The sequence below is a fragment of the Cellulomonas sp. P2_F12 genome (genome assembly GCF_056403775.1).
The window spans coordinates 67,196-92,968 of sequence record NZ_JBFUEV010000008.1 but is presented as its reverse complement, the minus strand read 5'-3'; the positions used below and the strand labels follow the sequence as shown (position 1 = coordinate 92,968).

At 73.3% G+C, this 25,773-nt stretch carries 21 protein-coding genes; 7 read left to right on the top strand and 14 right to left on the bottom strand.

Annotated features, from left to right (window positions below):
* Positions 1-77: 77 nt before the first annotated feature.
* Both AC1DWH_RS16065 and AC1DWH_RS16060 read left to right on the top strand, forming a co-directional pair.
* The gene (locus AC1DWH_RS16065; RefSeq protein WP_477094514.1) at positions 78-452 is read left to right on the top strand and encodes a YrdB family protein; all 375 of its coding nucleotides are present in this window, start codon (positions 78-80) and stop codon (positions 450-452) included.
* 229 nt (positions 453-681) lie between these two features.
* Positions 682-1,329 (top strand): fasciclin domain-containing protein, encoded by a 648-nt coding sequence (locus AC1DWH_RS16060; RefSeq protein ID WP_477094513.1) that lies wholly within the window; start codon positions 682-684, stop codon positions 1,327-1,329.
* A gap of 8 nt (positions 1,330-1,337) precedes the next feature.
* Here AC1DWH_RS16060 and AC1DWH_RS16055 read toward each other — a convergent pair whose 3' ends face one another.
* Genes AC1DWH_RS16055 through AC1DWH_RS16045 form a run of 3 tightly spaced genes read right to left on the bottom strand, consistent with a single transcriptional unit; the run spans position 1,338 to position 4,884 of the window.
* Positions 1,338-2,216 (bottom strand): MaoC family dehydratase, encoded by an 879-nt coding sequence (locus AC1DWH_RS16055; protein WP_477094512.1) that lies wholly within the window; start codon positions 2,214-2,216, stop codon positions 1,338-1,340.
* On the bottom strand, positions 2,213-3,556 hold the full coding sequence (locus tag AC1DWH_RS16050) for a 3-oxoacyl-ACP reductase (RefSeq protein ID WP_477094511.1): 1,344 nt from the start codon (positions 3,554-3,556) through the stop codon (positions 2,213-2,215). Before AC1DWH_RS16050 ends, AC1DWH_RS16055 begins: the two co-directional genes overlap by 4 nt.
* A 2-nt stretch (positions 3,557-3,558) precedes the next feature.
* Positions 3,559-4,884 (bottom strand): acetyl-CoA C-acetyltransferase, encoded by a 1,326-nt coding sequence (locus AC1DWH_RS16045; protein WP_477094510.1) that lies wholly within the window; start codon positions 4,882-4,884, stop codon positions 3,559-3,561.
* Positions 4,885-4,982: 98 nt separating this feature from the next.
* Here AC1DWH_RS16045 and AC1DWH_RS16040 point away from each other — a divergent pair, with 98 nt between their 5' ends.
* Positions 4,983-5,840, top strand: a complete 858-nt coding sequence (locus AC1DWH_RS16040; RefSeq protein WP_477094509.1) for a TetR/AcrR family transcriptional regulator — start codon at positions 4,983-4,985, stop codon at positions 5,838-5,840.
* Positions 5,837-7,909, top strand: a complete 2,073-nt coding sequence (locus tag AC1DWH_RS16035) for an acyl-CoA dehydrogenase family protein (protein ID WP_477094508.1) — start codon at positions 5,837-5,839, stop codon at positions 7,907-7,909. Before AC1DWH_RS16040 ends, AC1DWH_RS16035 begins: the two co-directional genes overlap by 4 nt.
* Positions 7,910-7,928: 19 nt before the next feature.
* Here AC1DWH_RS16035 and AC1DWH_RS16030 read toward each other — a convergent pair whose 3' ends face one another.
* Genes AC1DWH_RS16030 through AC1DWH_RS15990 form a run of 9 tightly spaced genes read right to left on the bottom strand, consistent with a single transcriptional unit; the run spans position 7,929 to position 18,819 of the window.
* The gene (locus AC1DWH_RS16030; protein ID WP_477094507.1) at positions 7,929-8,957 is read right to left on the bottom strand and encodes a hypothetical protein; all 1,029 of its coding nucleotides are present in this window, start codon (positions 8,955-8,957) and stop codon (positions 7,929-7,931) included.
* 35 nt (positions 8,958-8,992) lie between these two features.
* Positions 8,993-9,736 carry a DUF2599 domain-containing protein gene (locus AC1DWH_RS16025; RefSeq protein WP_477094506.1) on the bottom strand — a complete coding sequence of 248 codons (744 nt, stop codon included), beginning with the start codon at positions 9,734-9,736 and terminating at the stop codon, positions 8,993-8,995.
* Positions 9,733-11,211, bottom strand: a complete 1,479-nt coding sequence (locus AC1DWH_RS16020) for an alpha-amylase family glycosyl hydrolase (RefSeq protein WP_477094505.1) — start codon at positions 11,209-11,211, stop codon at positions 9,733-9,735. The genes AC1DWH_RS16025 and AC1DWH_RS16020 overlap by 4 nt, the downstream gene beginning before the upstream one ends.
* Positions 11,208-13,007 (bottom strand): GH39 family glycosyl hydrolase, encoded by a 1,800-nt coding sequence (locus tag AC1DWH_RS16015; protein ID WP_477094504.1) that lies wholly within the window; start codon positions 13,005-13,007, stop codon positions 11,208-11,210. The genes AC1DWH_RS16020 and AC1DWH_RS16015 overlap by 4 nt, the downstream gene beginning before the upstream one ends.
* Positions 13,004-14,557: a glucoamylase family protein gene (locus tag AC1DWH_RS16010; RefSeq protein ID WP_477094503.1), complete on the bottom strand. Its 1,554-nt coding sequence runs from the start codon at positions 14,555-14,557 to the stop codon at positions 13,004-13,006. The genes AC1DWH_RS16015 and AC1DWH_RS16010 overlap by 4 nt, the downstream gene beginning before the upstream one ends.
* A gap of 11 nt (positions 14,558-14,568) precedes the next feature.
* On the bottom strand, positions 14,569-15,453 hold the full coding sequence (locus AC1DWH_RS16005) for a carbohydrate ABC transporter permease (protein WP_456844214.1): 885 nt from the start codon (positions 15,451-15,453) through the stop codon (positions 14,569-14,571).
* On the bottom strand, positions 15,450-16,466 hold the full coding sequence (locus AC1DWH_RS16000; RefSeq protein WP_477094502.1) for a carbohydrate ABC transporter permease: 1,017 nt from the start codon (positions 16,464-16,466) through the stop codon (positions 15,450-15,452). The genes AC1DWH_RS16005 and AC1DWH_RS16000 overlap by 4 nt, the downstream gene beginning before the upstream one ends.
* 4 nt (positions 16,467-16,470) lie before the next feature.
* A complete protein-coding gene (locus tag AC1DWH_RS15995; RefSeq protein WP_477094501.1) occupies positions 16,471-17,745 on the bottom strand; it encodes a sugar ABC transporter substrate-binding protein in 1,275 nt (424 codons plus the stop codon).
* A 42-nt stretch (positions 17,746-17,787) separates the two neighbouring features.
* On the bottom strand, positions 17,788-18,819 hold the full coding sequence (locus tag AC1DWH_RS15990) for a LacI family DNA-binding transcriptional regulator (protein ID WP_477094500.1): 1,032 nt from the start codon (positions 18,817-18,819) through the stop codon (positions 17,788-17,790).
* Positions 18,820-19,117: 298 nt separating this feature from the next.
* Between AC1DWH_RS15990 and purL the strand changes: the two genes are divergently transcribed.
* Together purL and rsgA are read left to right on the top strand one after the other, a co-directional pair.
* Positions 19,118-21,481: a phosphoribosylformylglycinamidine synthase subunit PurL gene (purL, locus tag AC1DWH_RS15985; RefSeq protein WP_477094499.1), complete on the top strand. Its 2,364-nt coding sequence runs from the start codon at positions 19,118-19,120 to the stop codon at positions 21,479-21,481.
* A 155-nt stretch (positions 21,482-21,636) separates the two neighbouring features.
* Positions 21,637-22,674 carry a ribosome small subunit-dependent GTPase A gene (gene rsgA, locus AC1DWH_RS15980; RefSeq protein WP_477094498.1) on the top strand — a complete coding sequence of 346 codons (1,038 nt, stop codon included), beginning with the start codon at positions 21,637-21,639 and terminating at the stop codon, positions 22,672-22,674.
* Here rsgA and AC1DWH_RS15975 read toward each other — a convergent pair whose 3' ends face one another.
* Together AC1DWH_RS15975 and AC1DWH_RS15970 are read right to left on the bottom strand one after the other, a co-directional pair.
* Positions 22,675-23,577: a hypothetical protein gene (locus AC1DWH_RS15975; protein WP_456844220.1), complete on the bottom strand. Its 903-nt coding sequence runs from the start codon at positions 23,575-23,577 to the stop codon at positions 22,675-22,677.
* 1 nt (position 23,578) lies between these two features.
* A complete protein-coding gene (locus AC1DWH_RS15970; RefSeq protein ID WP_456844221.1) occupies positions 23,579-24,190 on the bottom strand; it encodes a hypothetical protein in 612 nt (203 codons plus the stop codon).
* A gap of 215 nt (positions 24,191-24,405) precedes the next feature.
* Here AC1DWH_RS15970 and AC1DWH_RS15965 point away from each other — a divergent pair, with 215 nt between their 5' ends.
* On the top strand, positions 24,406-25,773 hold the full coding sequence (locus tag AC1DWH_RS15965) for a glycoside hydrolase family 6 protein (protein ID WP_477094497.1): 1,368 nt from the start codon (positions 24,406-24,408) through the stop codon (positions 25,771-25,773).

Genomic DNA, 25,773 nt, shown 5'->3' with positions numbered 1-25,773 from the left:
CAGTGAACTGCCGTTCTCGCGGCGACATGACGTTCTCGGCCGGACGCCGGACGCGTGACGTCGCCCATGATGGCTCCGTGAGCGAGCCCCAGCAGCCACCCGTCGTCCCTCGCGTCGGCGTGCTCGGCGTGCTCGCGTTCCTGTGCGAGCTCGTCATGGTCGCTCTGCTGGCGGTGTCCGGGTGGCGCCTCGGGACCGCCACGGCGGCGTCGGTCGCGCTCGCGGTCGGGCTTCCCCTCGTCGCGATCGCGATCTGGGCCCGCTGGATGGCTCCGGCCTCCGGTCACCGGCTCCGGCGCGGGCCGCGGGTCGCGGCGCAGACCGGACTGTTCGTCGCGGTCGGCACCGTCTGCATCGTCGCGGGTCTGACGGCCTGGGGCGTGGCCTTTGCCCTCGTCGCGTCGGCAGTGTTCGCCCTCGCGAGGGACGCCGACCCGGCACGGCGACCCTGACCGGGCCTAGACGCCACGGCCTCGACCGGCCCGATAGCAGCGCGAGGTCGTGAGTTCGCCACGAAGTCGTGAGTTGCAACTCACGACTTCATCGCAAACTCACGACCTCACGACCACGAGGTGCATCCGGCCGACGGGTACCGGGCGAAGAGGACACAGGGCGCCCACCGGTGCCCGCGCGGTGCGGCGCAGGGGCGTCGGCCGCGACCCTCGTCCGTAGGAGCCCACCATGAGGATCCGTCGCACGCTGTCCGTCCTGCTCGTCGCCGGGGTCGTCGCCGGCGGGGGGCTGGCCCTCGCGCCGGCCGCCACCGCCGCCGCCCCGCCGACGGGCACGGCGAGCCTCGCCGCCCTGCTCGCCTCGGACGGGGACACGTTCGACCACAGCTGGCGGGACTTCGACATCCTCGACCAGGCCGTCGGCGCGGTGCTGGCCGCGAAGCCGTCGAGCCCGGTCGCGGTCCTCGCGGACGGCACGGTCCCGCTGACGGCGTTCCTGCCGACGGACCGCGCGTTCCAGTACCTGGCCAAGGACCTGACGCACCGGTGGTACTTCACCGAGGAGCAGGTGTTCACGGCGCTCGCCGGCGCCGTCGGCATCGACGCCCTCGAGCAGGTGCTGCTCTACCACGTGGTCCCGGGCGCGACGATCGACTCCGGCACCGCGCTGGCCAGCGACAACGCGGTCCTGACCACCGCGCAGGGCGGCACGTTCACGGTCGACGTCATCTCGAAGCGCTTCGGCATCGTGCAGCTGCGCGACCAGGACCGCAACGACCTCAACCCGTTCCTCATCCCCGGCAGGCTGGACCTCAACGCCGGCAACGTGCAGATCGCGCACGCGATCACGTTCGTCCTGCGCCCCGCGGACCTCTGAGCCGATCCTCAGGCGAGCGGGCGGACCGTGCCCGTCAGGTGCGGTCTGCCCGAGCGGGCGTCCCAGCCGGCGAACGTGAACCCGTCGGACCGTGACCCTGCGACCCGCACGGTCACGGTCCCGGGCAGGAGCACGGGCTTCACGAACTCGACCGACCAGTCGAACGCGTCCCCCCGGCCGGCGCCGACGTCGGCCAGCGCCCGGGAGGCCGTGTACATCCCGTGCGCGATGGCCCGGGGGAACCCGAGGGCCTTCGCGGACAGGGCCGACAGGTGGATCGGGTTGCGGTCGCCGGACACCGCCGCGTACCGCCGGCCGACGTCGCCGGAGAGCGTCCAGCGGCCGGTCGGGGTCGGCGGGACGAAGGGTGTCGGCTCGTCGGCAGGCGACGCGGCGGCCTCGGCGAGGGACACCCCGCGTGCCAGGTAGGTGGACACCCCGCGCCAGGCGAGCGTGCCGTCGACGGAGACCTCGGTGACCAGGTCCACCTGCGTGCCGGAGCGGTGCGGGCGCAGGTCGGCGGCGGACGCGCGGACGTCGAGCGCGTCGGACAGCGAGAGGGGCCGCAGCTGCGTGACCCGGTTGGCCAGGTGCACCAGCCCGACGAGCGACAGCGGGAAGTCGGACCGGGCCATGAGGGCGGTCGCCACGGGGAACGCGAGCACGTGCACGAAGCCGGCGGGGAGCTGGTCCGAGGCCGACTCGCCCAGCAGGTGCTGGTAGTCGGTCAGGTGCGACGACGAGGCCCGGACTCCCCTGACCGCGTAGTCCACGGAGGGGAGCGCCGACGGCGCGGACCGGACCTTGTGCGCCACGGCGAGCCCGGCGCCGCGCGCGTACAGCCGGCCGAGCCCGGGAACCTCGGGCAGGACGACCGTCGTCGTCACTGGCCCACCATGTTCTGCCCGCACACGCGCAGCACGCGGCCCGTGATCCCGCCGGCGGCGGGGGAGGCCAGGAACGCGACGGTCTCGGCGACGTCGACGGGCTGCCCGCCCTGCTGCAGCGAGTTGAGCCGACGGGCCACCTGCCGAGTGACGGCGGGGATCCGCGCGGTCATCTCGGTCTCGATGAAACCCGGGGCGACGGCGTTGGCGGTGCCGCCGAAGGCCGCGAGCAGCGGCGCGGTCGCGCGGACCATGCCGATGACGCCGCCCTTGGACGCCGCGTAGTTGGTCTGCCCACGGTTGCCGGCGATGCCCGACGTCGACGCCAGCGACACGATGCGCGGGGCGTCCGTGAAGTCGCCGGACGTCAGCAGCGCCTCGTTGATCCGCAGCTGCGACGCGATGTTCACCGCGAGCACCGGGTCCCACGTGTCCGCGGACATGTTGGCCAGCAGCTTGTCGCGCGTGATGCCGGCGTTGTGCACCACGATGTCGAGCCGCCCGTGCCGCTGCAGCGCGTGCTCGAGGATGCGCGCACCGGCGTCGTCGGCCGTGACGTCGAGCTGCAGGGCGGTCCCGCGCACCCGGTTGGCGACGGCGACGAGCTGCTCCCCGGCGGTGGGCACGTCGACGGCCACGACCGTCGCCCCGTCGCGGGCGAGGGTGTCGGCGATCGAGGCGCCGATGCCGCGGGCCGCGCCCGTGACCACCGCGACGCGACCCGCCAGCGGCTTCTCCCAGTCCTGCGGCAGCGCGCCGGCCGACGAGTCCACGGCCAGCAGCTGCCCGTCGACGAACGCGGACCTCGTCGACAGGAAGAACCGCAGCGCGCCGAGCACGGACACGGCGGTGACGGCCACGTCGTCGGCCAGCACGACGCCGTTCCCCGTCGAGCCGCCGCGCAGCTCCTTGGCCAGCGACCGCAGGAACCCGTCGACCCCCTGGCGCGCGGCGGCGACCGCGGGAGCGTCGTCGGGTCCCGCGGCACGCGAGACGGTGACCACGCGCGCGCCGCGCGGGAGCGACTTGAGCAGCGCACCGACGGCCAGCACCGGCTCGGCCAGCTGGTCGGGGTGCGTGAGCTCGGTGAGCGCCAGGACGACTGCGCAGTAGCGCGTGCCGGGCGTCGCGTCGCGGTGCACGTCGAGGTCCCAGTCGGCGGCGAGCACCCGCGACAGGGCGTCGGCCTCGCCGCCGCGGCCCAGGAGCAGAACGGCGCCGGCGACCAGCGGCTGACCCGGCTCGTAGCGGCGCAGGGGAGCCGGCTGGGGGAGGCCGAGCTGCTTGGCCAGCTTCTTGGTGAACCCGCTGTTGACCAGGTTGAGGTAGGTGTCGGTCATGGTCAGGCCGCCTCGAGGATCGCGGTCAGGCCCAGCCCGCCGGCTGCGCAGACGGACACGAGCGCGCGCACCGGGGCGTCGGACCCGGACGCCGCCTTGCGACGGTGCAGCTCCTTGCTCACGGTCGCGATGATCCGCCCGCCGGTCGCGGCGAACGGGTGCCCCGCGGCCAGCGACGAGCCGTGCACGTTGAGCTTGGCGCGGTCGACGGTGCCGAACGCCCCGTCGAGCCCGAGCCGGGTGCGCCCGAACTCCGCCGACTCCCAGGCCGCCAGCGTGGTCAGCACGGTGGCCGCGAAGGCCTCGTGGATCTCGACGAGGTCGAAGTCCTCGAGGGTCAGGCCGTTGCGGGCGAGGAGGCGCGGCACGGCGAACGCGGGGGCCATGAGCAGCCCGTCGTCGCCGTGCACGAAGTCGACCGCGCCGGCCTCGGCGTCGACCAGCGACGCGAGCGGCACGAGGTCGTGCGCGGCGGCCCAGTCGGCGGACCCGAGCAGCACCACGGAGGCGCCGTCGGACAGCGGCGTGGAGTTGCCCGCCGTCATGGTCGGGGGCGTGTCCAGCGTGAGCCCGAAGGCGGGCTTGAGCTTCGCCAGCTTCTCCAGCGAGGAGTCGGCGCGCAGGTTGGCGTCGCGCGTCAGCCCGCGGAACGGGGTGACCAGGTCGTCGAAGAACCCGTCGTCGTAGGCGGCGGCGAGCCGCTGGTGGCTGGCCAGCGCGACCTCGTCCTGCGCGGCCTGCGTGATGCCCCACTGCGCCGTCGTGAGCGCCTGGTGCTCGCCCATCGACAGGTGCGTGCGCGGCTCGGACGTGCTGGGGGCGGACGGTGCGAGGTCCTTGGGGCGGATCTGGGCGAGCGCTGCCAGCTTCTGCTTCGTGCTGCGGGCGCGGGAGAGGTCGAGCAGCGCGCGACGCAGGCGGTTGCTCACGGCGATCGGGGCGTCCGACGTGGAGTCGACGCCGCCGGCGATCGCGGACTCGAGCTGGCCCAGCCGGATCTTGTTGCTCAGCGACACGATGGTCTCGAGCCCGGTCGCGCAGGCCTGCTGCACGTCGTACGCGGGCGTCTCGGCCGAGAGCGCGGACCCGAGGACCGACTCGCGCGTGAGGTTGAAGTCCTTGCTGTGCTTGAGCACGGCGCCCGCGGCGACCTCGCCGATGCGCTCGCCCTGCAGCCCGAAGCGGGCGACGAGACCGTCGATCGCGGCGGTCAGCATGTCCTGGTTGCTCGCACGGACGTACGGGCCGCCGGCGCGGGCGAAGGGGATCCGGTTGCCGCCCAGCACGTAGGCGGGCCTCACGGTCGGGGTGGGGGTGCGACGGGCCATGGGGGCGCGTTCCTCTCGCAGTCGGCACTGAGCGCAGGGAAGTCGAGCGAGTGCGCTCGTGGTGTCCGAAACCCACAGTACCTGATACCTTCGGTCTCGTGAGCCCTGTCACACCGGGCCCGTCGAAGGCGACGGCCCTCACCCTGTTGACCACCGAGGCCGGTCGTGCGCGACCGGCCCTTCCCGTGCCCCCCACCAACCGGCGACCGCCCGAGGACGCGTTCGCGGCCGACGGCCGGTCCACCCGGTGGGCCGACCACCGCGAGGCCCGTCGCGCCGAGCTGGTGCGCATCGCGCGCCGCACCGTGCACCACAAAGGCCCCGACGTGTCGATGGAGGAGATCGCGGCCGCCGCGGGCACCTCCAAGTCGATTGTCTACCGCTACTTCGCCGACAAGACGGGCCTGCAGATCGCCGTCGCCGAGGCCGTCGTGCTGCAGATCCAGGGGGCGCTCGAGGGCGTCCTGCGGATCGCGCCGACCCCGCGCGACGGCCTGCGGGCGATGGTCGCGGTCTACCTCGAGATGATCGAGTCGTCGCCCAACGTCTACGCGTTCGTGACCCGCAACGGCTCGGTCGAGTCCGGCGGCCCGCTGGGGCACTTCCTCGACTCGGTCACCGCGCTGGTCGCCGCGCCGTTCGCGCGGGGGCTGACCGAGGAGCACGCCGACGGCCGGCGAACGGCCCGGCGCCCCGAGGGCGGCGAGGCGGCGGACACCGACGCGCTGGCCGCCCGCGTCGCCCTGGCCGAGTCCTGGGCCGCCGGCGCCGTCGGCTTCGTCCGCGGTTCGGGCGAGTGGTGGCTGGCCCACCGCGACGACCCGGCCAGCGCGGACCGCGAAGAGATCACCGCCCAGGTCGCCGCCTGGCTCTGGGCCGGACCCGTCGGGCTGCTCGCCCGTGACCGTCACCGCACCACCCCTGACCACACGATCGCCCCGGAGGACTCTCGATGACCACCACCGCCCCCCGCCCCACGGTCGAGGCGCCCGACTCCGGCGACCCGCGCCTCGACGCCGACGTCACCAACATCGACATCGAGCACCTGCACCAGGTGCTCCTGGGGCACTACCCGGAGCTGCGCCTGGCGGCCCGCACGCTGATGCGTGACGAGCGTTTCCACCGCATCGAGGGCCAGTCGCTGGCCGACCACCGCGAGCGGGTCATCGGCCAGCTGCGGCTGCTGGCGGCCGAGGGCGACGTGCACCGCTCGTTCCCCGAGCGGTTCGGCGGCGCCGAGGACCACGGCGGCTTCCTGGCCCGGTTCGAGGAGCTCACGCACGCCGACCCGTCGCTGCAGATCAAGTCGGGCGTGCAGTGGGGCCTGTTCGCGTCGGCGATCTACCACCTGGGCACCGAGCGCAACCACGACCAGTTCCTCGCGGACGCCCTCTCGGTCAAGGTGCCGGGCGCCTTCGCGATGACGGAGACGGGCCACGGCTCGGACGTCGCGGCCATCGGCACCACGGCCACGTACGACCCCGCCACGCAGGAGTTCGTCGTCCACACGCCGTTCCGCGCGGCCTGGAAGGACTACCTCGGCAACGCCGGCCAGCACGGCACGGCCGCGACGGTGTTCGCCCGGCTGGTCACCGAGGGCGTGGACCACGGCGTGCACGCGTTCTACGTCCCGATCCGCGACGCGGACACGATGGAGTTCCTGCCGGGCGTCGGCGGCGAGGACGACGGGCTCAAGGGCGGCCTCAACGGCATCGACAACGGCCGGCTCTGGTTCGACCACGTGCGGGTCCCGCGCACCAACCTGCTCAACCGGTACGGCGACGTGGCCGAGGACGGCACCTACTCGTCGCCGATCGCCAGCCCCGGCCGCCGGTTCTTCACGATGCTGGGCACGCTGGTGCAGGGCCGCGTCTCGCTGGACGGCGCCGCGGTCACGGCCGCCCGCGTGGGCCTCACCATCGCGATCACGTACGGCAACCAGCGCCGGCAGTTCAACGCCGCGTCGCCGACGGACGAGGTCGTCATCCTCGACTATGCCGAGCACCAGCGCCGCCTGCTCCCGCTGCTCGCGGAGACGTACGCCGCCGGGTTCGCGCACGAGGACCTGCTCGCCGCGTTCGACGACGTGTTCTCGGGCCGCAACGACACCCCCGAGACCCGCGAGGACCTCGAGACGCTCGCCGCCGCGCTCAAGCCGGCGTCGACGTGGCACGCCCTGAACACCCTGCAGGTCGCCCGCGAGGCCTGCGGCGGCGCGGGCTTCCTGGCCGAGAACCGGCTCACCGGGCTGCGCGCCGACATGGACGTCTACGCGACGTTCGAGGGCGACAACACGGTCCTGCTGCAGCTCGTCGGCAAGCGCCTGCTCGCCGACTACGCGAAGGGCTTCAAGCACCTCGACGCGACCAAGGTCGCCCGGATGGTGGCCGAGCGCGCGTCCGACGCCGCCCGGTACCGCACGCCGCTGCACCGGGCCGTGCAGACGATCGCCGATGTGGGCGACCCCCGACGCTCGGCGGGTCAGCTGCGCGAGACGTCGACCCAGCGCGAGCTGCTGGTGGACCGGGTCGAGACGATGGTGGCCGAGGTCGCCCAGGCCCTGCGCCCAGCCCAGAAGGCCGACGCGGCGACGGCTGCGGCGCTGTTCAACGCCCACCAGCACGAGCTGATCGCGGCCGCGCGTGCGCACGCCGAGCTGGTCCAGTGGGAGTCGTTCACGGCGGCCCTCGAGCGCGTGACCGACCCGGGCACGAAGCAGATCCTCACGTGGGTGCGTGACCTGTTCGGGCTGACGGTGGTCGAGCGGAACCTCACCTGGTACCTGCTCAACGGCCGGCTCTCGGCAGGTCGCGCCCGCACAGTCACGTCGTACATCGACCGCCTGCTGGCCCGGCTGCGCCCGCACGCGCAGAGCCTGGTCGACGCGTTCGGCTACGAGCAGGCGCACCTGCGCGCGCCGATCGCGTCAGGTGCCGAGCAGGAGCGGCAGGACGAGGCCCGCGCCTACTACCGGGCGCAGCGTGCGTCCGGCGAGGCTCCCCGCCCGGAGAAGCACACGCGCTGACGCGCCCCGAGCCCCACCTCTACGGCGCGCGATGCGCCGGGAGGTGGGGCTCGGTCGTCGCGGCGGCGGACGGGTTGGTGCGGAGCAGCACCGCGAGTGCGGCGAGCGCGACGAGCCAGCCGTACAGCAGGCCCCACAGCGCGTTGGTCGGCAGGGTCGCGGCGAGCACGTTGAGCACGACGCCGAGCGACCAGTCGTCGCCCGTGCCGACGACGTAGCCCAGGGCGGTCACGACGGGGCCGACGGAGGCGGCGAGCACCGACCCGAGCCACACGGCCAGCACGAAGGGCGTCCGCGCCGAGGCCACGTCGACGGACCGCGCCGCCACCCGCGCGACGACGCCGGCGACGACGCCGACCGTCACGGTGGCCACCACGAACGCCACGACCGGCGCGGCACCCGGGGCGTCGAGGTAGTCGGTCGAGGTGTTGGACAGCAGGATCGACAGGGGCCGGGTCTGGGCCGCGCCCCGGTGCAGCAGGCCGGTGAACGCCCAGCCGAGTCCCGCGACGAAGCCGGCTGTCAGGGCCGCGTCACCTGCGCGGACGCCCGCGGGCGAGGGCAGGGTGACGCCGGCCCGACGCAGGACCGCCACGGCGACCAGGCCCACCGACCACCCGTAGAGCACCCCCCAGTACGGGCCGCCCCACAGGGCCGAGGGCAGGTCGTACCCGACGACTGGCCAGCCGCTGCCCTGCACGAGCAGCCCGGCGACCAGTTGGCCGAGCACGCTGCCGGCCACCGCGGCGAACCAGCAGGCGAGCACGGCGGTCGGCCTACCGGCGCCGCCGGTGCGCAGCGCGACGAGGGTCACCAGCCCGGTCACGGCGCCGACGACGAGCGCGCCGACCAGGCCGGCGAGCACCAGCGGCGGCACGGTGCTGTGCACGAGGGAGCCGCCCGTCGTCGGCACCAGGAGCTCGACCAGCGCGCCCGAGCTCCAGGTCGACCCGGCCAAGGAGGCGCGGACGGCACCACTGAGCAGCCACCCGATCGCGGCGACCAGGGCCGCCGCACCGGATGCGCGGTTCGTCGGGTTCCGGCGCATGCGCGCGACCGTAGCAGCGGCCGGGCCCGGGCCGCTCACTCCGGGTTGCAGCGGTCCTTGATCATCTCGAGCGAGTCCACCACCGGCCGCCACGGCTCGAGGTTCCAGGTCTCCTTGTCGGGTGCGCCGAGCTCGTGGCACTCGAGCTGCGCCTGCATGCCGGGGGTGTCGGCGTCCGGGGCGTGGCTCACCACCTGCGCCCACAACCCCTCCTGCGCGGCCAGGCTGCCGACGCGCGCCCACCCGCTCGGGGAGACCGCCAGCGACCGACCGCCCTCGGCCTGGCCCCAGACTGCGCTGTCCACGGCGACGGACGTGAACCAGGCCCCGGTCGGACTGGTGGTGTCGTCGGCGGACGTCAGCCGGACGACCTCGGGGCCCACCTGCACCAGCCGGGCGCCCCACGGTTCGATGGTCAGCCCGGCCACGAAGGTGCCGCTGCCGTCGCGGACCACGCCCGAGCCGTCCGGCAGCGCCGTGACGGTCATGCCCTCGGGCGCCGCGAGCCGGGCGTCGCCACCGGGGACGGCGAGGTGGGTCGAGCCGTCGGGGTCGGGGGTCACCACCATGGCGGGCGTGGCGACGGTCATGGTCACCGTCCCCGAGGTCAGGGGGGCGCCGGTCGCGCGCACCACCACCGGGTCGTCCGGGTTCGTGGCGACGGTCGGTGCCGGGGTCGCGACCGGGCTCGCGGGTGCGGGCGGCTCGGCGTGGCCCGGGGTGCAGGCCGCGAGCGCGAGGACGAGGAGAGTCGTCGCCAGAGCCCCCCGTGCAGTCACCCTCGGAAACGTACCGGTCCGACGCGCAGCCAGACACACTCCGATGGGGTGACGATCGACGCATCGGCGGACGGGTTGCTCCGCGCGACCACGACTCCCGGGGTCAGCCGCTCCAGCGGCCACGGTCGCGACGACGCGTTGAGCACCACGACGGCGTCGCCGCGACGGGCGACGAGCACCCCGCGCGGGGCGTCCTGCCAGCGGAGGTCCTCCGACTCCCACAGGTCCGACCGGACCACGAGGGCGCCGTGCAGGACGGACCACGACGACGTGGGGTCGGCCTCCTGGCGGTCGCGCGCGTAGTCCGCCCACCCGGCGGGGATCGGGAGCCAGGGCTCGCCCGTGGTGAACCCGACGCCGGCGCCGGAGGTCCAGGGCAGGGGGACGCGGGCGCCGTCGCGGTTGGGCAGCCGGCCGCCGGACCGCAGCGACTGCGGGTCCTGCCACGCCTCGGGCGGCACGTCGGCGTCGGGCAGCCCGAGCTCGTCACCGGCGTAGAGGTAGAACGCCCCCGGCAGCGCGAGCAGGAACAGGTGCAGCGCGAGAGCACGCTCAGGTCCGAGGCGGGTGGCGACGCGGGCGATGTCGTGGTTGCCCGCCACCCACGCGGGCAGCGCGCCGACCGCGCGGTGGGCCGCCAGCTGGGCGTCGACGGTCCGGCGCAGCGCGGCCGCCGACCAGGGCGTGCGCAGGACGTCGAACGCGAACGCCTGGCCCAGCTCGTCGGGCCGGGCGAACGCGGCGGTGCGCTCGGGCGGCCCCCACGCCTCGGCGACCGCGAGGACGCCGGGCCCCAGCACCTCGCGCCACGAGCGGTAGATCTCGTGCACCTCGGCCCGGTCCCAGTGCGGGTGGTCGGCACCGCGCCGGACCTCGTCGTAGGACGGGTCCTTGGCCAGCCCACCCGCGACGTCCACGCGGAACCCGTCCACCCCGCGCGCCAGCCAGAACCGCAGCGTCTGCGCGAAGTCCTCCTGCACCCGCGGGTGGGACCAGTTGAGGTCCGGCTGCTCGGGCGCGAACAGGTGCAGGTACCAGGCGCCGTCGGGCAGCGGGGACCAGGCGGAGCCGCCGAACATCGACCGCCACCCGGTGGGCTCCGGGCGCACGTGGAAGAGGGCGCGCTCGGGGCCGCCGGCGCGGGCGGCGACGAACCAGGGGTGCTGGTCGGACACGTGGTTGGGCACCAGGTCCATCACCACGCCGAGCCCCCGCTCGTGGGCCGCGGCGACGAGGGCGTCGAAGTCGGCGAGGTCCCCGAACAGCGGGTCGATGTCGCGGTGGTCCGCCACGTCGTACCCGTGGTCGGCCTGTGGCGAGCGGTAGACGGGCGTCAGCCACACGGCGTCGACCCCCAGGCGCGCGACGGCGTCGAGACCCGCGGTCAGTCCCGCGAGGTCACCGACGCCGTCGCCGTCCGCGTCCCGGAAGGAGCGGACGTAGACCTGGTAGACGACGGCCGTGCGAGAGATCAAGCCGGCCGCACCAGCTCGACCAGCACGATCGAGGGGTTCGGCAGCTCGACGGTCACGTCGGTGCCGTCCCACGGCCGCTCGGTCACCGACAGCACGTCCGCGGCGCGCAGGGCGGACCACTGCTCGTCGGTGGGCCAGTCGGCACCGCCCGACATCGACGCCCAGACGGCGGCGATGTTCGAGTGGTCCGCGTCGACCCGCGACTCGCGCACGACCCAGGAGCCGTCCGGCACCCCGTCGAGCACGACGCGCGCGGTGCGGGCGAGCTCGGCCGACCCGTCGACCTTGGTCTGGTCGAGCGTGCCGTTCCAGAGCGCGACCGCCACGCGGTCGTCGTCCCGCGACGCCCACGCCTCGACCAGGCTGTCCGCGCCGTCACCGGTGACGGTCGCCGCGACCTCGTCCACGCCGAGCTGCTCGAGCAGCCACAGCGCCCACCAGCGGGGCTTGCGTAGCTCACCCACGGTCCGCAGGCCGAACCCGCCGTGCAGCAGCCGCGGCGGACGGCCCAGCTCCTCGAACTGGTCCGAGACCACCCAGTAGGACAGGGCGTGGATCCGCCCCGCCGCCGAGCGCATCCCGCGCGCCAGGAACGCCGCGGAGAACACGCCGTCGTTGGCGTTGCCGAAGTGCGTCGGGCTGACGCCCCACTCGGTCCACCAGATCTGGGCGTCCTGGCGGTCGTGGCGCGCGAGCGTCGCCCGCAGGTCCAGGGGCGCGTTGCCGTAGGTGTGCGTCGAGACGAAGTCGACGGGCGCACCCGAGCCGGCGACGTGCTCGAGCAGGCCGTCGACCCACCCCGCGGCGGCCGTGGAGGGACCGCCCACGACGAGCTCGTCGTCGACCGCCCGGACCGCGCGGACCGTCACGTCGTAGAGCCGCCAGAACTCCTCGCGCGTGCCGGACCAGAACACCTCGAGGTTGGGCTCGTTCCACACCTCGAACGACCACTGCGAGCGGACCTCCTCGAGCCCGTAGCGGTCGACCAGGTGCTGGGTGAGCGCCGTGATCAAGGACGCCCAGCGGTCCCAGTCCTTCGGCGGCGACACGATCGCGGCGTAGTCGAACACCGTCACGGACGGGTCCGCGGCCAGGTCCCGCGGCATGTACGACAGCTCGACGACCGGCCGCAGGCCGAGCGCGAGCAGCGCGTCGTACGTGGCGTCGATGCCGGAGAAGTCGTGCACCGGCTCGCCGTCGATCTCGCGGTACACGCCGAGGTCGTCGCAGAGGATCGCGTGCGCCCGGACCGTGGAGACCCCGAGCTCGTCGTGCGCCGCGCGCAGCGCGCCGGTGAGGTCGGCGGCGATGCTCTGACCGCCCACCGTCTCGTCGCTGAGCAGCAGGCTCAGGTGCTCCGAGCCGATCATCGGCCGCCACGGGCGCGGCAGGTCGCGCACGACCGACTGCAGGTCCACCAGCACCTCGACCTCGGCCGGGGCGTCGGCCGGCAGCGAGGCCGCGACGACCTCGCTCCCGGCCGGCCCGGTCACATCGACGTCGGTGACCGTGGCCACCGCGTACCGGTGGGGCACGCCGGGCTCGCCCGTCGTGTCGGCGTACGGCCCGTGCGGCACGGCGAGCACGTCGCCGCCGTGGTGGTCCAGCGGGACGCCGTCCCGGAGCACCTGGTAGCCGACCGCGCCGTCGACCGGGTCCCAGTGCAGGGTGACCTGGCCGACGCCCGGCGCCGCGTAGACGCCCGAGGGCGGGGCGAGCACCGGGATCTCCCCGGCGGCCACCGTGTCCGACCGACGCCCGATCCGGGCCTCCCAGTCCGTGCGGGCCCCGGTCACTTGGTCACCAGCCCGGCAGAGAACTCCTCCTGGCCGATGAGCGGGCGCAGGACCTTCTCCACGTCCTTGGTGCCGAACGAGCGGTGCAGCACGTCGTTGCCCAGCAGGTTGCCGACGGCGCCCAGGACCATGCCCTGGTCGAGCGACAGGTACCGCTTGGCCTGCGTGTTCGACCGCACCGCGACCGAGTCGTAGAAGCCGCCGTCCCCGTAGGCGCCGAGCGTGGTCTCGATGTTGCGCAGGTTGTCGACGGCCTCCCGGGGCGCGTACGGCAGTGCGAGGAACGAGGCGTGCGGGGTGACGACGCCGTCGCCGAACGTCGGCGTCGGGTTCGTCGCCGGGCGGCAGCCGTCGTAGCCCGCGTCGACGTTGGTCGCCTCGTGGTCGGACGGGTAGCCCTCGGGGCTCATGCCGATGGCGTCGACGCCGTACACGTTGTACTCGGCGAACGGGTCGCTGGCGGGCGAGAAGCCCCAGTAGCCGTAGCCGGCCTCGTCGAGGCCGTGCTCGATCTGCGCGCGGACGGCCAGCGGGTGGTTGACGCCCCAGCTCTTCGGGGCCCAGGTGGACTCGGGCACCAGCAGGTCGGGCATGAGCTCCTCGAACATGTCGCCGCCCCACGTCGGGACGATGTGCATGCCGCGGTAGGTGAAGGCGCCCTCGAACACGTCGATGCCCTCGTACGTCCGCGTGACGCCGACCGGCCGCTGCTCGAGCCACGACCAGTCACAGCTGGCCGGGAACGTGCGGTTGGTCGCGAAGTAGTGCGCGGGCGGGATCTGGCCGCGCGCGATGCCGATGTAGCTGGCGATCCGCGGCTCGGAGTTGGTGATGTCGTAGTGGTTCTTGGTGAAGTACACGGGCGACCCCGCGACCTTGCCCGGGTCGGTCTCGACGTTGGGCGCGTCGGCCCAGAAGCCGCCGCGCATCATGCCGGGCCTGGTGCCGCCGAACTGGTTCGCGTCGTAGAACGCCGCGAAGTTCATCGGGTCCAGCAGCACGTCGACCTGCTTGCGCAGCGACGGCTCGGCGGTGCGGACCACCATGAGCGCGGCCGCGAACCAGCCGTTGTCCACGGTCGAGAGGAACGGGTACACCGTGTCGCCGCTGGGGAACGCGGTGAGCTTGGCGCCCGTGTGCTCGTCGTACCAGTTGTAGAACATGCCGCTCGGCTCGTGGCGCTCCATCGTCGCGAGCGTGGTCAGCGTCTGCGTGAGGCGCTGCCGGGCCTCGCGCTTGCCGATGATCCCGAGCTCCTCGGCGGAGACGGTGGACCACATGTAGGCGCCGATGTTCGTCGGCGACGTGTAGCCCGAGCGGGTGGCGGGGTCGAGCGAGGCCTCGATGTTGTCGGCGGGCAGCCCGGTGGTCTCGTCCGTCATGGCGACGAACGAGGTCCAGGTGTCGGTGGCCCAGCGGCGCAGGTCGGCGCGGTCCTGGCGGGTCAGCGTGCCGTCGTCGTGGTGGTGGCCGCCCGCGGAGGCGGTCGTCGCCCCGGTGACGAGGAGTGCGGCGGCCGCTGCTGCAGCCGCGAGGGGTCGGAGTCTCATCGTTGAGCCCTTCATGATTTGAGGCCAGTGGTCGCCAGACCCTGGACGAAGTGCTTCTGCAGGGCGAAGAACACGATCAGGATCGGGACGACGATGACCATGGCTCCGGCCAGCAGCAGCCCGTACTGCGTCGAGTTCTGCCCGACGCTGACCAGCGCCAGCGCGACCGGCAGGGTGTACATGTGCTCGGTGCTGGACACGACCAGCGGCCACAGGAAGTTGTTCCAGGACCCGAGGAACGTGAGGATCGCGAGCGTCGCCAGGGCGGGCTTGCACAGCGGCATGACCACCCGCGCGAAGATCCGCAGCTCGCCGGCGCCGTCGACGCGCGCGGCGTCGATCAGCTCGTCGGGGATGCCCTGCATGAACTGCCGCATGAGGAACACCCCGAACGGCCCGGCCAGGAACGGCAGGATCAGCCCGAAGTAGGTGTTCACCATGCCCAGGTTGCTGACCAGCACGAACAGCGGGACCAGCGTGACCATCCCGGGGACCATCAGCGTGGCCAGCACGAGCCGGAACAGCCAGGTGCGCCCCCAGAAGTCGATCTTGGCGAACGCGTACCCGAGCATCGAGCAGAACACCAGGTTGCCGAGCGTCACCGCGATCGCGACGAACGTCGAGTTGGCGAAGAACTGCGGGAAGTCGAGCTGCGTGAACAGCTCGCGGAAGTTGTCGAGCGACGGGTTGTGCGGGAACCACGTGGGCGGGTTGGCGCGCAGCTCGCCCTCGGTCATCAGCGAGCCGAGCAGCATCCACACGAAGGGCGTGACCACGAGCACCAGGCCGATGCCCAGCACCACGTAGAGCCAGGGCCTGGCCTGCGGCTCGCCGATGTGCGACCCCTCGGTGCCCCGGGGCTTGGTCACTGTGGGTCGATCAGCAACGGTCGTCATGCGGACGCACCTCCCGAGCGACGGAACCAGCGGCGGGTCGGGCCGGCCGCGTCGTCGCGCTCACCCAGCACCTTGAACTGCACGATCGTCAGGAGGACGACCGCGGCGAACAGCACGTAGCTCATGGCCGCGGCGACGCCGTAGTTGCCGAACCCGAACGTGTTGTAGACGAGGTAGGCGACCGAGAGCGTGCTGTTCAGCGGTCCGCCCTGGGTCATCACGAACGGCTCCTCGAAGAACTGCAGGAAGCCGATGCCGGTGATCACGCCGGCGAAGAGCATGGTCGGGCGGATCGTGGGGATGGTGATCCGGCGGAGTCGCTGCCACGCGTTGGCGCCGTCGAGCGCGGCCGCCTCGTGCAGGGCCTTGGGCACCGACTGCAGGCCGGCCAGGAAGATCACGACGAGCGTGCCCAGCGAGCGCCAGACGGACATGGCGATCAGGGACGGCATCGCCCACGTCGTGCTGCCCAGCCAGTCGGGACCGGTGATGCCGACCCAGCTGAGCACCTCGTTGATGAGGCCGTTCTCGGGCCGCAGCAGGAACCGCCAGACGACGGCGACGGCCACGATCGAGGTGACGACCGGCATGTAGTAGCCGATCCGGAAGAACCCGGACAGCTTGGTGATGCCGGTGTTCAGCGCGATCGCGATGGCGAGCGCCACGAGCATGGTCAGCGGGACGCCGACGACGACGAAGTACAGCGTGTTGAACGCCGCCTTCTGGAACGTCGGGTCCGTGAGCACGGTCGCGAAGTTGTCGAGCCCGACGAAGTTGACCGCGAACGGGTTCTGCAGGTCGCGGCTCTTGATGTCGGTGACGCTCATGAAGAGCGACGAGATCACCGGCCACGCCATGAACACGAGGAACAGCAGGACGAACGGTGCTGCCATGCCCCACGCGGCGATGCTGCGCCGGCGGCGCAGGGGCGACGAGCGTCGTACCCGGGGGGCGGCCTGGTCGGCCGCCCCCACGGGCACCACGCCCGGCCCTGAGGTCAGGGTCGCGGCCATGACGTCAGAGCCCCGTGCCGATCGCTTCGGCCTGCTGCTGGATGGCCTTCGCAGCCTCCGCCGGGTCCTCGCCGGTCTTGCAGACCTTCTCCAGCTCGGTGTCGATGACGTTGGCGACCTGCTCCCACGTCGGGATGCTGGGCGGCGCCATCGCCGTCTTCATCTGCTCGCCGAACACCGCGAGGTTCGCGTCGGAGGCCAGGTCGCCCTGGTCCCAGGCCGACTGCACGGCGGGCAGGTCGCTGGTCGTGGCGTACCACTTCGCCTGCACGTCGGGCTGGCTCAGCCACTGAACGAACTTCCAGGCGGCGTCGCGGTTCTTCGCGTTCTTGAACACGGCGAGGTTGGACCCGCCGATGAACGACGCCTGCTTGACGTCCTTGGGCATCGGCGCCAGGGTCACGCCGTTCATGAAGTCCTCGCCGCCGGTGTCCTTGAGGATCCCGATGTGCCACGGCCCGGACGAGAACGCGCCGATCTTGCCGGCCACGAAGTCGGGTTCGAGCGTGCCGTCGGGGAGCTCCTCGGGGGCGACGCCGTCGGTGAAGAACGACTGGTAGTACGTGAGCGCCTTGACGAACTCGGGGCTGTCGAACGTGAACTTCGTGTTGTCGGAGTTCATGATCTCGGCGCCGGCCTGCCACGCGAACGGCAGGAACGTCTGCCACGCGCCCGTCTGGCCCGGCTGCAGGTTGATGCCCCACTGCGCCCCGGCGGACTGCATGCCCTTCGAGGTGGCCATGAGGTCGTCCCAGGTGGCGGGCGTCGGCGAGACGCCGGCCTTCTCGGCGAGCGCGGTGTCGACGTAGATCACGCGGGTCTCGACGTACCACGGCACGCCGTACGACGTCCCGCCGACCTCGGTGGAGCCCCAGGCGCCGGGGAAGAAGGTGGACTTGTCGACGACGTCCGGCGTCGCGTCGAGGCCGCCCGTGGAGGCGAACTCGCCCATCCAGGTGGTCCCGATCATCGAGACGTCGGGGGTCTCGTCGGCCGCGATGGCGGTCGCGATTTTGTCGTGGGCCGCATCCCAGGGGATCGCCGTGACGTCGATCGTGACGTCGGGGTTCTCCTCGGTGAACGCCTTGGCGAACTCGCCGAGCGCCTGCCCCTCGGTGCCCATGGCCCAGACGCTGACCGTGCCGCTGACGTCGCCGGTGGCGACGGGTGCGGCGCTGGTGTCCTGGGCGGCCGTGTCGTTGCTCCGACCGCACGCGGCGGTCAGGGCGAACGTCGTGATGGCCAACGCGGCGACGCTGGCGCGCGTGGATCTCCTCATGGCGGTTCCTCCTCGAACCTGGACAGCCCCTCGTGGGGTCTGTCAGGGGTGCAGGCCGCAGCTGTCGCGGACCACCAGGTCGGTGGCGAGCGACTCGTGCCGCGGGGTCGTGCGGTTTCCGGTGATGCGCTGGTCCAGCACCTCGGCGGCGAGTGCCCCGAGCGTGCGCATCGGCTGTCGGACTGTGGTGAGGGCGGGGCGGGCGTGGCGCGCGGCCATCACGTCGTCCCAGCCGGTGATGGCGATGTCGCGCCCGACCCGCAGGCCGACCTCCTCGGCGGCGACGATCGCGCCGAGCGCGATCTCGTCGTTGGCGCACACGAGGGCGTCGGGGCGGTCGCGGACCGCGAGCAGGCCGGCCGCGACGCGGGCGCCGGACGCCTCGTCGAAGTGGCACGGCGTGACGGTCGGTTCGATGCCGTGCTTGCCGAGGCCCTCGCGGACCCCGCGCCAGCGCTCGGCGACGTCGGGGGACTCCTCGGGCGAGCCGAGGAACGCGACCCGGCGGACGCCGTGCGAGGCGAGGTGCTCGCCGAGAGCGCGGGCGGCGTCGAGCCCGTCGGCGCGGATCGAGTCGACGCCGGCGACCTCGGGACGGGCGACGACGACGATCGGCAGGCCGAACGCGCTGAGCTCCTCGACGACGTGGTCGGGGATCGTGCGACCGAGCACGACGAGCCCGTCGACCCGGCCGGCGAGGTCGCGCACGGCGGTGGCCGGGTCCGGGCGTCCGTGGGTGGCCAGGACGAGGACGCTGCGGCCCAGCCGCGAGGCGGTCTCCTCGTACCCGAGCAGCACCTCGGCGTAGTACGGGCCGGACAGGTCGGGGAAGACGATGCCGTTCGCGGCGTGCTTGCGCTCGGCCAGCGACGTGCCGGCGTGGCTGGGGCGGAAGCCCAGGTCCGCCACCGCTTCGAGCACGCGGGCGCGGGTCGCCTCGGCCACCGGGGCCGAGCCGCGCAGGGCGCGGGAGACGGTCGCGATGCCGACGCCGGCACGCTCGGCCACGTCGTAGATCGTCACCGGGGCAGCGCTCGGACGGCCGTCGCCGGTGTCCATAGGAAGCGCTTTCATGGCTTGACCGTCACACGGCCGGACGAACCGCGCAACTCGGAGGAACACGACATCGGCCCGATCGTGGTCGCGGCGGCACGTGCTCGACGGCACGTCCGTCCTGGTCAGTCCCGGTGGTTGCCCGGGGCGCACGACCGCCGGAAACTGGTCCGGATTGCTCGTGGGCACAGGGCCTCGGCGGGTCCTGGACGCTGCGCCGGGCGGCCTCCGCGCCCCGGTATCCTGAGCCACGTCTGCCGACGTCGGCCGCGCTGCCGCACGGCGGCGAGAGAGCCACGGGTCTCCACCGAGGGAATCGATGACCACCGCACCTGCGCGCGCCCCCCAGACCGACACCGTCGACGTCGCCGCCGCGACGCCGGACCAGGAGCAGCCGTTCGCGGAGCTGGGCCTGAAGCCGGACGAGTACCAGCGCATCCGCGACATCCTCGGCCGCCGCCCCACGGCCGCCGAGCTCGCCATGTACTCGGTCATGTGGTCGGAGCACTGCTCGTACAAGTCGAGCAAGAACCACCTGCGCCAGTTCGGCGACAAGACGACCGACGCCATGAAGGAGCACCTGCTCGTCGGCATCGGCGAGAACGCGGGCGTCGTGGACATCGGCGACGGCTGGGCGGTGACGTTCAAGGTCGAGTCGCACAACCACCCGTCCTACGTCGAGCCGTACCAGGGCGCGGCCACGGGCGTCGGCGGCATCGTGCGCGACATCATCTCGATGGGTGCCCGGCCGGTCGCGGTCATGGACCAGCTGCGGTTCGGCGCGGTCGACCACCCCGACACGGCCCGCGTCGTGCACGGCGTCGTGGCCGGCGTCGGCGGCTACGGCAACTCCCTCGGCCTGCCGAACATCGGCGGCGAGCTGGTCTTCGACGCGTCCTACCAGGGGAACCCGCTGGTCAACGCGCTGTGCCTCGGCGTGCTGCGGCACGAGGACATCCACCTGGCCAACGCGTCCGGCGCGGGCAACAAGGTCGTCCTGTTCGGCGCGCGCACGGGCGGCGACGGCATCGGCGGCGCCTCGATCCTGGCCAGCGAGACGTTCGACGACACCAAGCCGTCCAAGCGTCCGTCGGTGCAGGTGGGCGACCCGTTCATGGAGAAGGTGCTCATCGAGTGCTGCCTCGAGCTCTACGCCGCGCGCGTGGTCGAGGGCATCCAGGACCTGGGCGCCGCGGGCATCTCCTGCGCGACCAGCGAGCTGGCCTCCAACGGCGACGGCGGCATGCACGTCGACCTCGAGAACGTGCTGCTGCGCGACCCCACGCTGACCGCCGGCGAGATCCTCATGTCGGAGTCGCAGGAGCGCATGATGGCCGTGGTCCGGCCCGACCAGCTCGACGAGTTCCTGGCCATCACCGGCAAGTGGGACGTCGAGACCGCCGTGATCGGTGAGGTCACCGGCACGGGCCGCCTCACCATCGACCACCACGGCGAGCGCATCGTCGACGTCGAGCCCCGCTCGGTCGCGCACGACGGTCCGGTCTACGACCGCCCGTACGCGCGTCCGGCCTGGCAGGACGGGCTGAACGCCGACACCACGGCCGCCCTGGCCAAGCCGTCGACGAACGCCGAGCTCCGCGCGACCGCGCTGCAGCTGCTGGCCAGCCCGAACCTCGCGTCGAAGGCGTGGGTGACCAACCAGTACGACCGGTTCGTGCAGGGCAACACCGCGCTCGCGCAGCCCGACGACTCGGGCGTGATCCGCGTCGACGAGTCGACCGGTCTGGGCGTCGCCCTGGCCACCGACGCCAACGGCCGGTACGCCAAGCTCGACCCGTACACGGGCGCGCAGCTGGCCCTCGCGGAGGCGTACCGCAACGTCGCGACGACGGGCGCCCGCCCCCTGGCCGTGACCGACTGCCTCAACTTCGGCAGCCCCGAGCACCCCGACTCCATGTGGCAGCTGGTCGAGGCCATCCGCGGTCTGGCCGACGCGTGCCAGGTGCTCGAGGTGCCGGTGACCGGCGGCAACGTGTCGCTCTACAACGGCACGGGCGAGCCGGGCCTCATCGACTCGGCCATCCACCCGACCCCGGTGGTCGGCGTGCTGGGCGTCCTCGACGACGTCGCGGACGCCACCCCGTCCGGCTGGACCGCCCCCGGCCAGGCCGTGTACCTGCTGGGCCCCACGCGACCCGAGCTGGACGGCTCCGCCTGGGCCGACGTCGTGCACGGCCACCTCGGCGGGCTCCCGCCGGCCGTGGACCTGGCGGCCGAGCGCCGGCTGGCCGAGGTCCTCGTCCGCGCCAGCCGCGACGAGCTGGTCGACGCCGCGCACGACCTCTCCGAGGGCGGCCTGGTCCAGGCGCTCATCGAGTCGAGCCTGCGCTACGGCGTCGGCGTGCAGGTCGCCCTGGAGGCGCTGTGCGCCCGCGACGGCGTGACGCCGTTCGAGGCCCTGTTCTCCGAGTCCACGGGCCGGGTGCTCGTCGCCGTCCCGCGCTCGGAGGAGGTCCGCCTGGTCGACCTCTGCACCGCGCGCGGCGTCCCCGCGCTGCGGCTGGGGGAGACGGCCGAGTCGTGCTCGCCGGGCGCCGGCACGCCGGTCGACGAGTCCGACCACGTGCACGGCCCGGCGGTCGAGGTGCAGGGCGTGTTCACCCTGCCGCTCGACGAGGCCCGCGCCGCCCACGAGGCGACCCTTCCCCGCTGGTTCGGCTAGAGCCCCCGACAACCCATCAGGCCAGGTGAGGCTCGAGAACAACATGGGACGCGTTCTGGCCATCGACAACGCGTGCCATGTTGTTCTCGCGCGCCGGATCCCCCGCCGCGCTATTTCCGTGGCCCCGTCGCCGGCACGTACCTACCGTCGAGGTCGTGCCACTCGATCCCTCTCCCGACCACGTCCGCGTGGTGCGTGCCGACAAGGGCGCGGTCCTCGTGCTGCCCGCGGGCGCGCTCGACGAGGGGGATCCCCGCCGCGTGACGCTCGACCGCGACGGGCTGGTGGCCACCGAGGACGGTGAGCGCCTCGCGCCGACGGTCGGGGACTGGCTGCTCATCGACGAGGTCGACGGCGGCGCGCACGCCCGCACGCTCGGCGCCCGTCGCACCGCCCTGGTCCGCGACACGGCCGGGGAGACGTCCCGCGTGCAGGCGCTGGCCGCGAACATCGACGTCGTGCTGGTCGTCGAGCACCTCGACCCGGACCCGGACCTCGGCCGGGTCGAGCGGTTGCTCACGCTGGCGTGGCGCTCGGGCGCCCGGCCCGTGGTCGTGCTCACCAAGGCGGACCTGGTCCCGGACCCGGCGGGCATGGCCGACGAGGTCGCCGCGGTCGCTCTGGCGGTCGACGTGCACGCGGTCTGCGTCCCCACGGGCCAGGGTCTCGACCCCGTCCGGGCCTTGCTCGTGCCGGGCACCACGCTGGTCGCCGTCGGGCCCTCCGGCGCGGGCAAGTCCACGCTGGTCAACGCGCTGGCCGGCCGCGAGGTCATGGCGACCGGCGGGCGGCGTGCGGACGGCCGCGGCCGGCACACCACGACCCACCGCGAGCTCGTCCCGCTGGCCGGTGGGGCGGTGCTCATCGACACGCCCGGCATCCGCGGCGTCGGGCTGGTGGCGGACGCCGACGCGCTGGACACCACGTTCGCCGACGTCGCGGAGCTCGCCGCGCAGTGCCGGTTCGCCGACTGCCACCACGCCGGCGAGCCGGGGTGCGCGATCGAGGCGGCCGTCGACAGCGGGGAGCTGCCCGAGCGCCGGTTCGAGAGCTGGCGCCGCCTGGCGCGGGAGGCGGCCTACCAGGCGCGTCGGTCCGACGCCCGGCTGGCCGCCGAGGAGAAGCACCGCTGGAAGCAGAGGACTCGCGAGTACCAGCGGGGCATGCGGGGACCCGGTCGGCCCCGCGACTAGCTAGCCCGGTGGCACGTTGACGAACTGGAACTGCAGCCGCACGTCCGCGGTCCTCGGGACCATCAGGGTCGTCGCGCTCGCGGACCAGGCGGAGGGCACCAGGAACATCGCGGTGGGCCCCTGCACCAGCAGCCGTAGCCCCCGGTAGCGGTAGCGCGGCTGCTCGGTGAGCAGGGCGCAGGCGGGGTCGGGAGCGTCGCCGGTGGTCCAGCAGAGGTCCTCGGGCGCGCCGACCGTGTTGCGCAGGTGCAGGTCGGAGGGGCTGTCGAGGATGACGGCGGGCAGGTCGTCGAGGTTGCGGGCCGTCTGCTGCGCCTGCCCGCGGCCGGACCAGTCGGCGGTGATGGACACGGCCCAGAACGCGGCCGCGAGGACGAGCACCCACATCCCGGCGACGATCCCGGGGGCCCGGGTCGTCGCGTACCCGAGCGTCAGCGCGCAGACCGCGGCGCCGACCCCGATCAGCGCCGCCGACACCAGCGACAGGTACGGCCACGCCCCCCACCACGCGTACGCCACGAGGAGCACGAGGCCTGCCCCCAGCACCACGCAGCCGGCGGTCACCCACACGCGGGCGGTGCGCTGGACCCGGGCCTCCCCGCCGTCGACCGCTCGTGCCTCCCGCGCGCGGACGTCGATCCGGCCGTGCAGAGCGACCACGGCCACCGAGACGACGGTGAGCACCAACAGGGGGACCAGCAGCGGCTGCGGGCTGCGCATCACGTAGTCGCGCGGCGTGAGCCCGATGGTGTCGACGTCCACCCCGAAGTAGGCGTACTCCGACCGCGTGAACACGTACCCGAAGTAGAAGAGCAGCGTGGTCACCAGCGTGATCGGCGCGGCGATCTGCGTCGCCAGCGTGAGCCACCCGGGCAGCGCGCGGCCGCTCGGGGTGGTCGCCACGTCAGCCGTCCCCGTTGGTGACCGCGAAGCTCTCCAGGTCGAGGTCCGGCGAGACGTCCGGGGCGGCGCCGAGGGCCGTGGCCGCGTCGTCGCAGTCGGCGGTCGTCGCGGGCTCGGCGCAGGCGAACGTGCCCTGCATCCCGACGAGCGCCTTCGCGCCGGCCTCGGCGGTCGGCCCGCTGTCCCGGGCGAACCCGACCAGGCAGCCCGAGTTGTCGACCGTGATCGTCGCGCCGATGCAGGCGGGGCCGGACTGGCCGGTGCAGGCGTCGGCGTAGACCGACCACGTGGCCGGCTGGACCTCGGCGTGCACGATGGCGAACGACATCCCCTCGGTCAGCTGTGGCGTCCCCTCGCCGCCCCAGTTCCAGAACAGGCAGACCACGCCGGCCTCCACCGAAGCGGGGGAGCCGGACCCGGCGACGGCGGTCGTGAGCACGGGCAGCGCGTCGCCCTGCTCCTGGGGCTGCTCGACGTCGCCCGAGCCCTTGGTGGGTGCGACGTCCGCGGCTGCGGCCGACGACGGCGCGGGTGCGGGCGTGGTGGGCGGCCCGGTGCAGGCGCCGAGGGTGACGACGAGGACGAGCGCGGTGAGCAGGCGTCGACGCAGCATGGCCAGACCTCCCACGCGGCGGCCGGGTGCATCACCGCGCCACCTCCCAGGATGGCCGCGATCGGTCCACGTGACGAGCCCCGGCGCGCGGAAGCGCATCGACGACCCGGTTCGGATGGCTAAACGATTCGGATCCGGCCGATCGCTCGCCAGACCGTCGGGGCGTCGGGTTTCCTCGTCGAGACCTGGTGCCCGCAGCCGTCCCGAGGAGTCCCATGCCCACCCGCAGAAGCATCACCGCGCTGCTCGCCGCCGCGGCCGTCGCGGTGGCCGGCCTGACCGCCGTCACCGCCAGCGCCGCGCAGGCTGCCCCCGGCTGCAAGGTCGACTACCAGGTGACCAACCAGTGGCAGGGCGGCTTCGGCGCCAACGTGGTGGTCACCAACCTGGGCGACCCGGTGAGCGCGTGGACCGTCGGGTGGACGTTCGGGGCCGGCCAGAAGATCACCTCGCTGTGGAACGGCAGCGTCACCACCTCGGGCTCGTCGGTCTCCGTCGCCAGCCTGGCGTGGAACGGCTCCTTGGCGACGAACGCGCAGACGAGCTTCGGCTTCAACGGCTCCTGGAGCGGCACCAACCCGGTGCCCACCGCGTTCACCGTGAACGGGACCGCGTGCACGGGCACCACCCCGACGACGACGCCTACCGTGACACCCACACCCACGACGACCCCGAAGCCCACCCCGACCCCCACCCCGACGGTGACCGTGACCCCGACCCCCACACCGACCACGCCCCCCACGGCGAGCGGCTTCTACGTCGACCCGACCACGCAGGGCTACCGCGCGTGGCAGGTGGCCACCGGCACGGACAAGGCGCTGCTGGAGAAGATCGCGCTGACCCCGCAGGCGTACTGGGTGGGCAACTGGGCCGACGCCGCGCACTCCAGGGCCGAGGTCGCCGACTACACGGGCCGCGCGGTCGCCGCCGGCAAGACCCCGATGCTCGTCATCTACGCGATCCCGGGCCGCGACTGCGGCTCCTACTCGGGCGGTGGCGTCGCCGAGAGCGCGTACGCGGCGTGGATCGACGCGGTCGCCGCGGGGATCCAGGGCAAGCCGTACGTCGTCCTCGAGCCGGACGCCCTCGCCCAGCTGGGCGACTGCGCCGGGCAGGGCGACCGGGTGGGCTACCTCAAGTACGCGGCCAAGTCCCTGACCCTCAAGGGCGCCCGCGTCTACATCGACGCCGGCCACTCGTCGTGGCTGCCCGTGAGCACCGCCGTGAGCCGGCTCAACCAGGTCGGCTTCGAGTACGCGGTCGGCTTCGCCCTCAACACGTCGAACTACCAGACCACGGCGTCGTCGAAGGCGTACGGCCAGCAGATCTCCCAGCAGCTGGGCGGCAGGAAGTTCGTCATCGACACCTCGCGCAACGGCAACGGCTCCAACGGCGATTGGTGCAACCCGAGCGGTCGCGCACTCGGCGAGAGGCCGACGCTGGTGAACGACGGCTCAGGACTCGACGCCCTCCTGTGGGTCAAGCTCCCCGGCGAGTCGGACGGCACGTGCAACGGCGGCCCGACCGCCGGCGCCTGGTTCCCGAGCATGGCCCTCGAGCTGGCTCGCAACGCCACGTGGTGA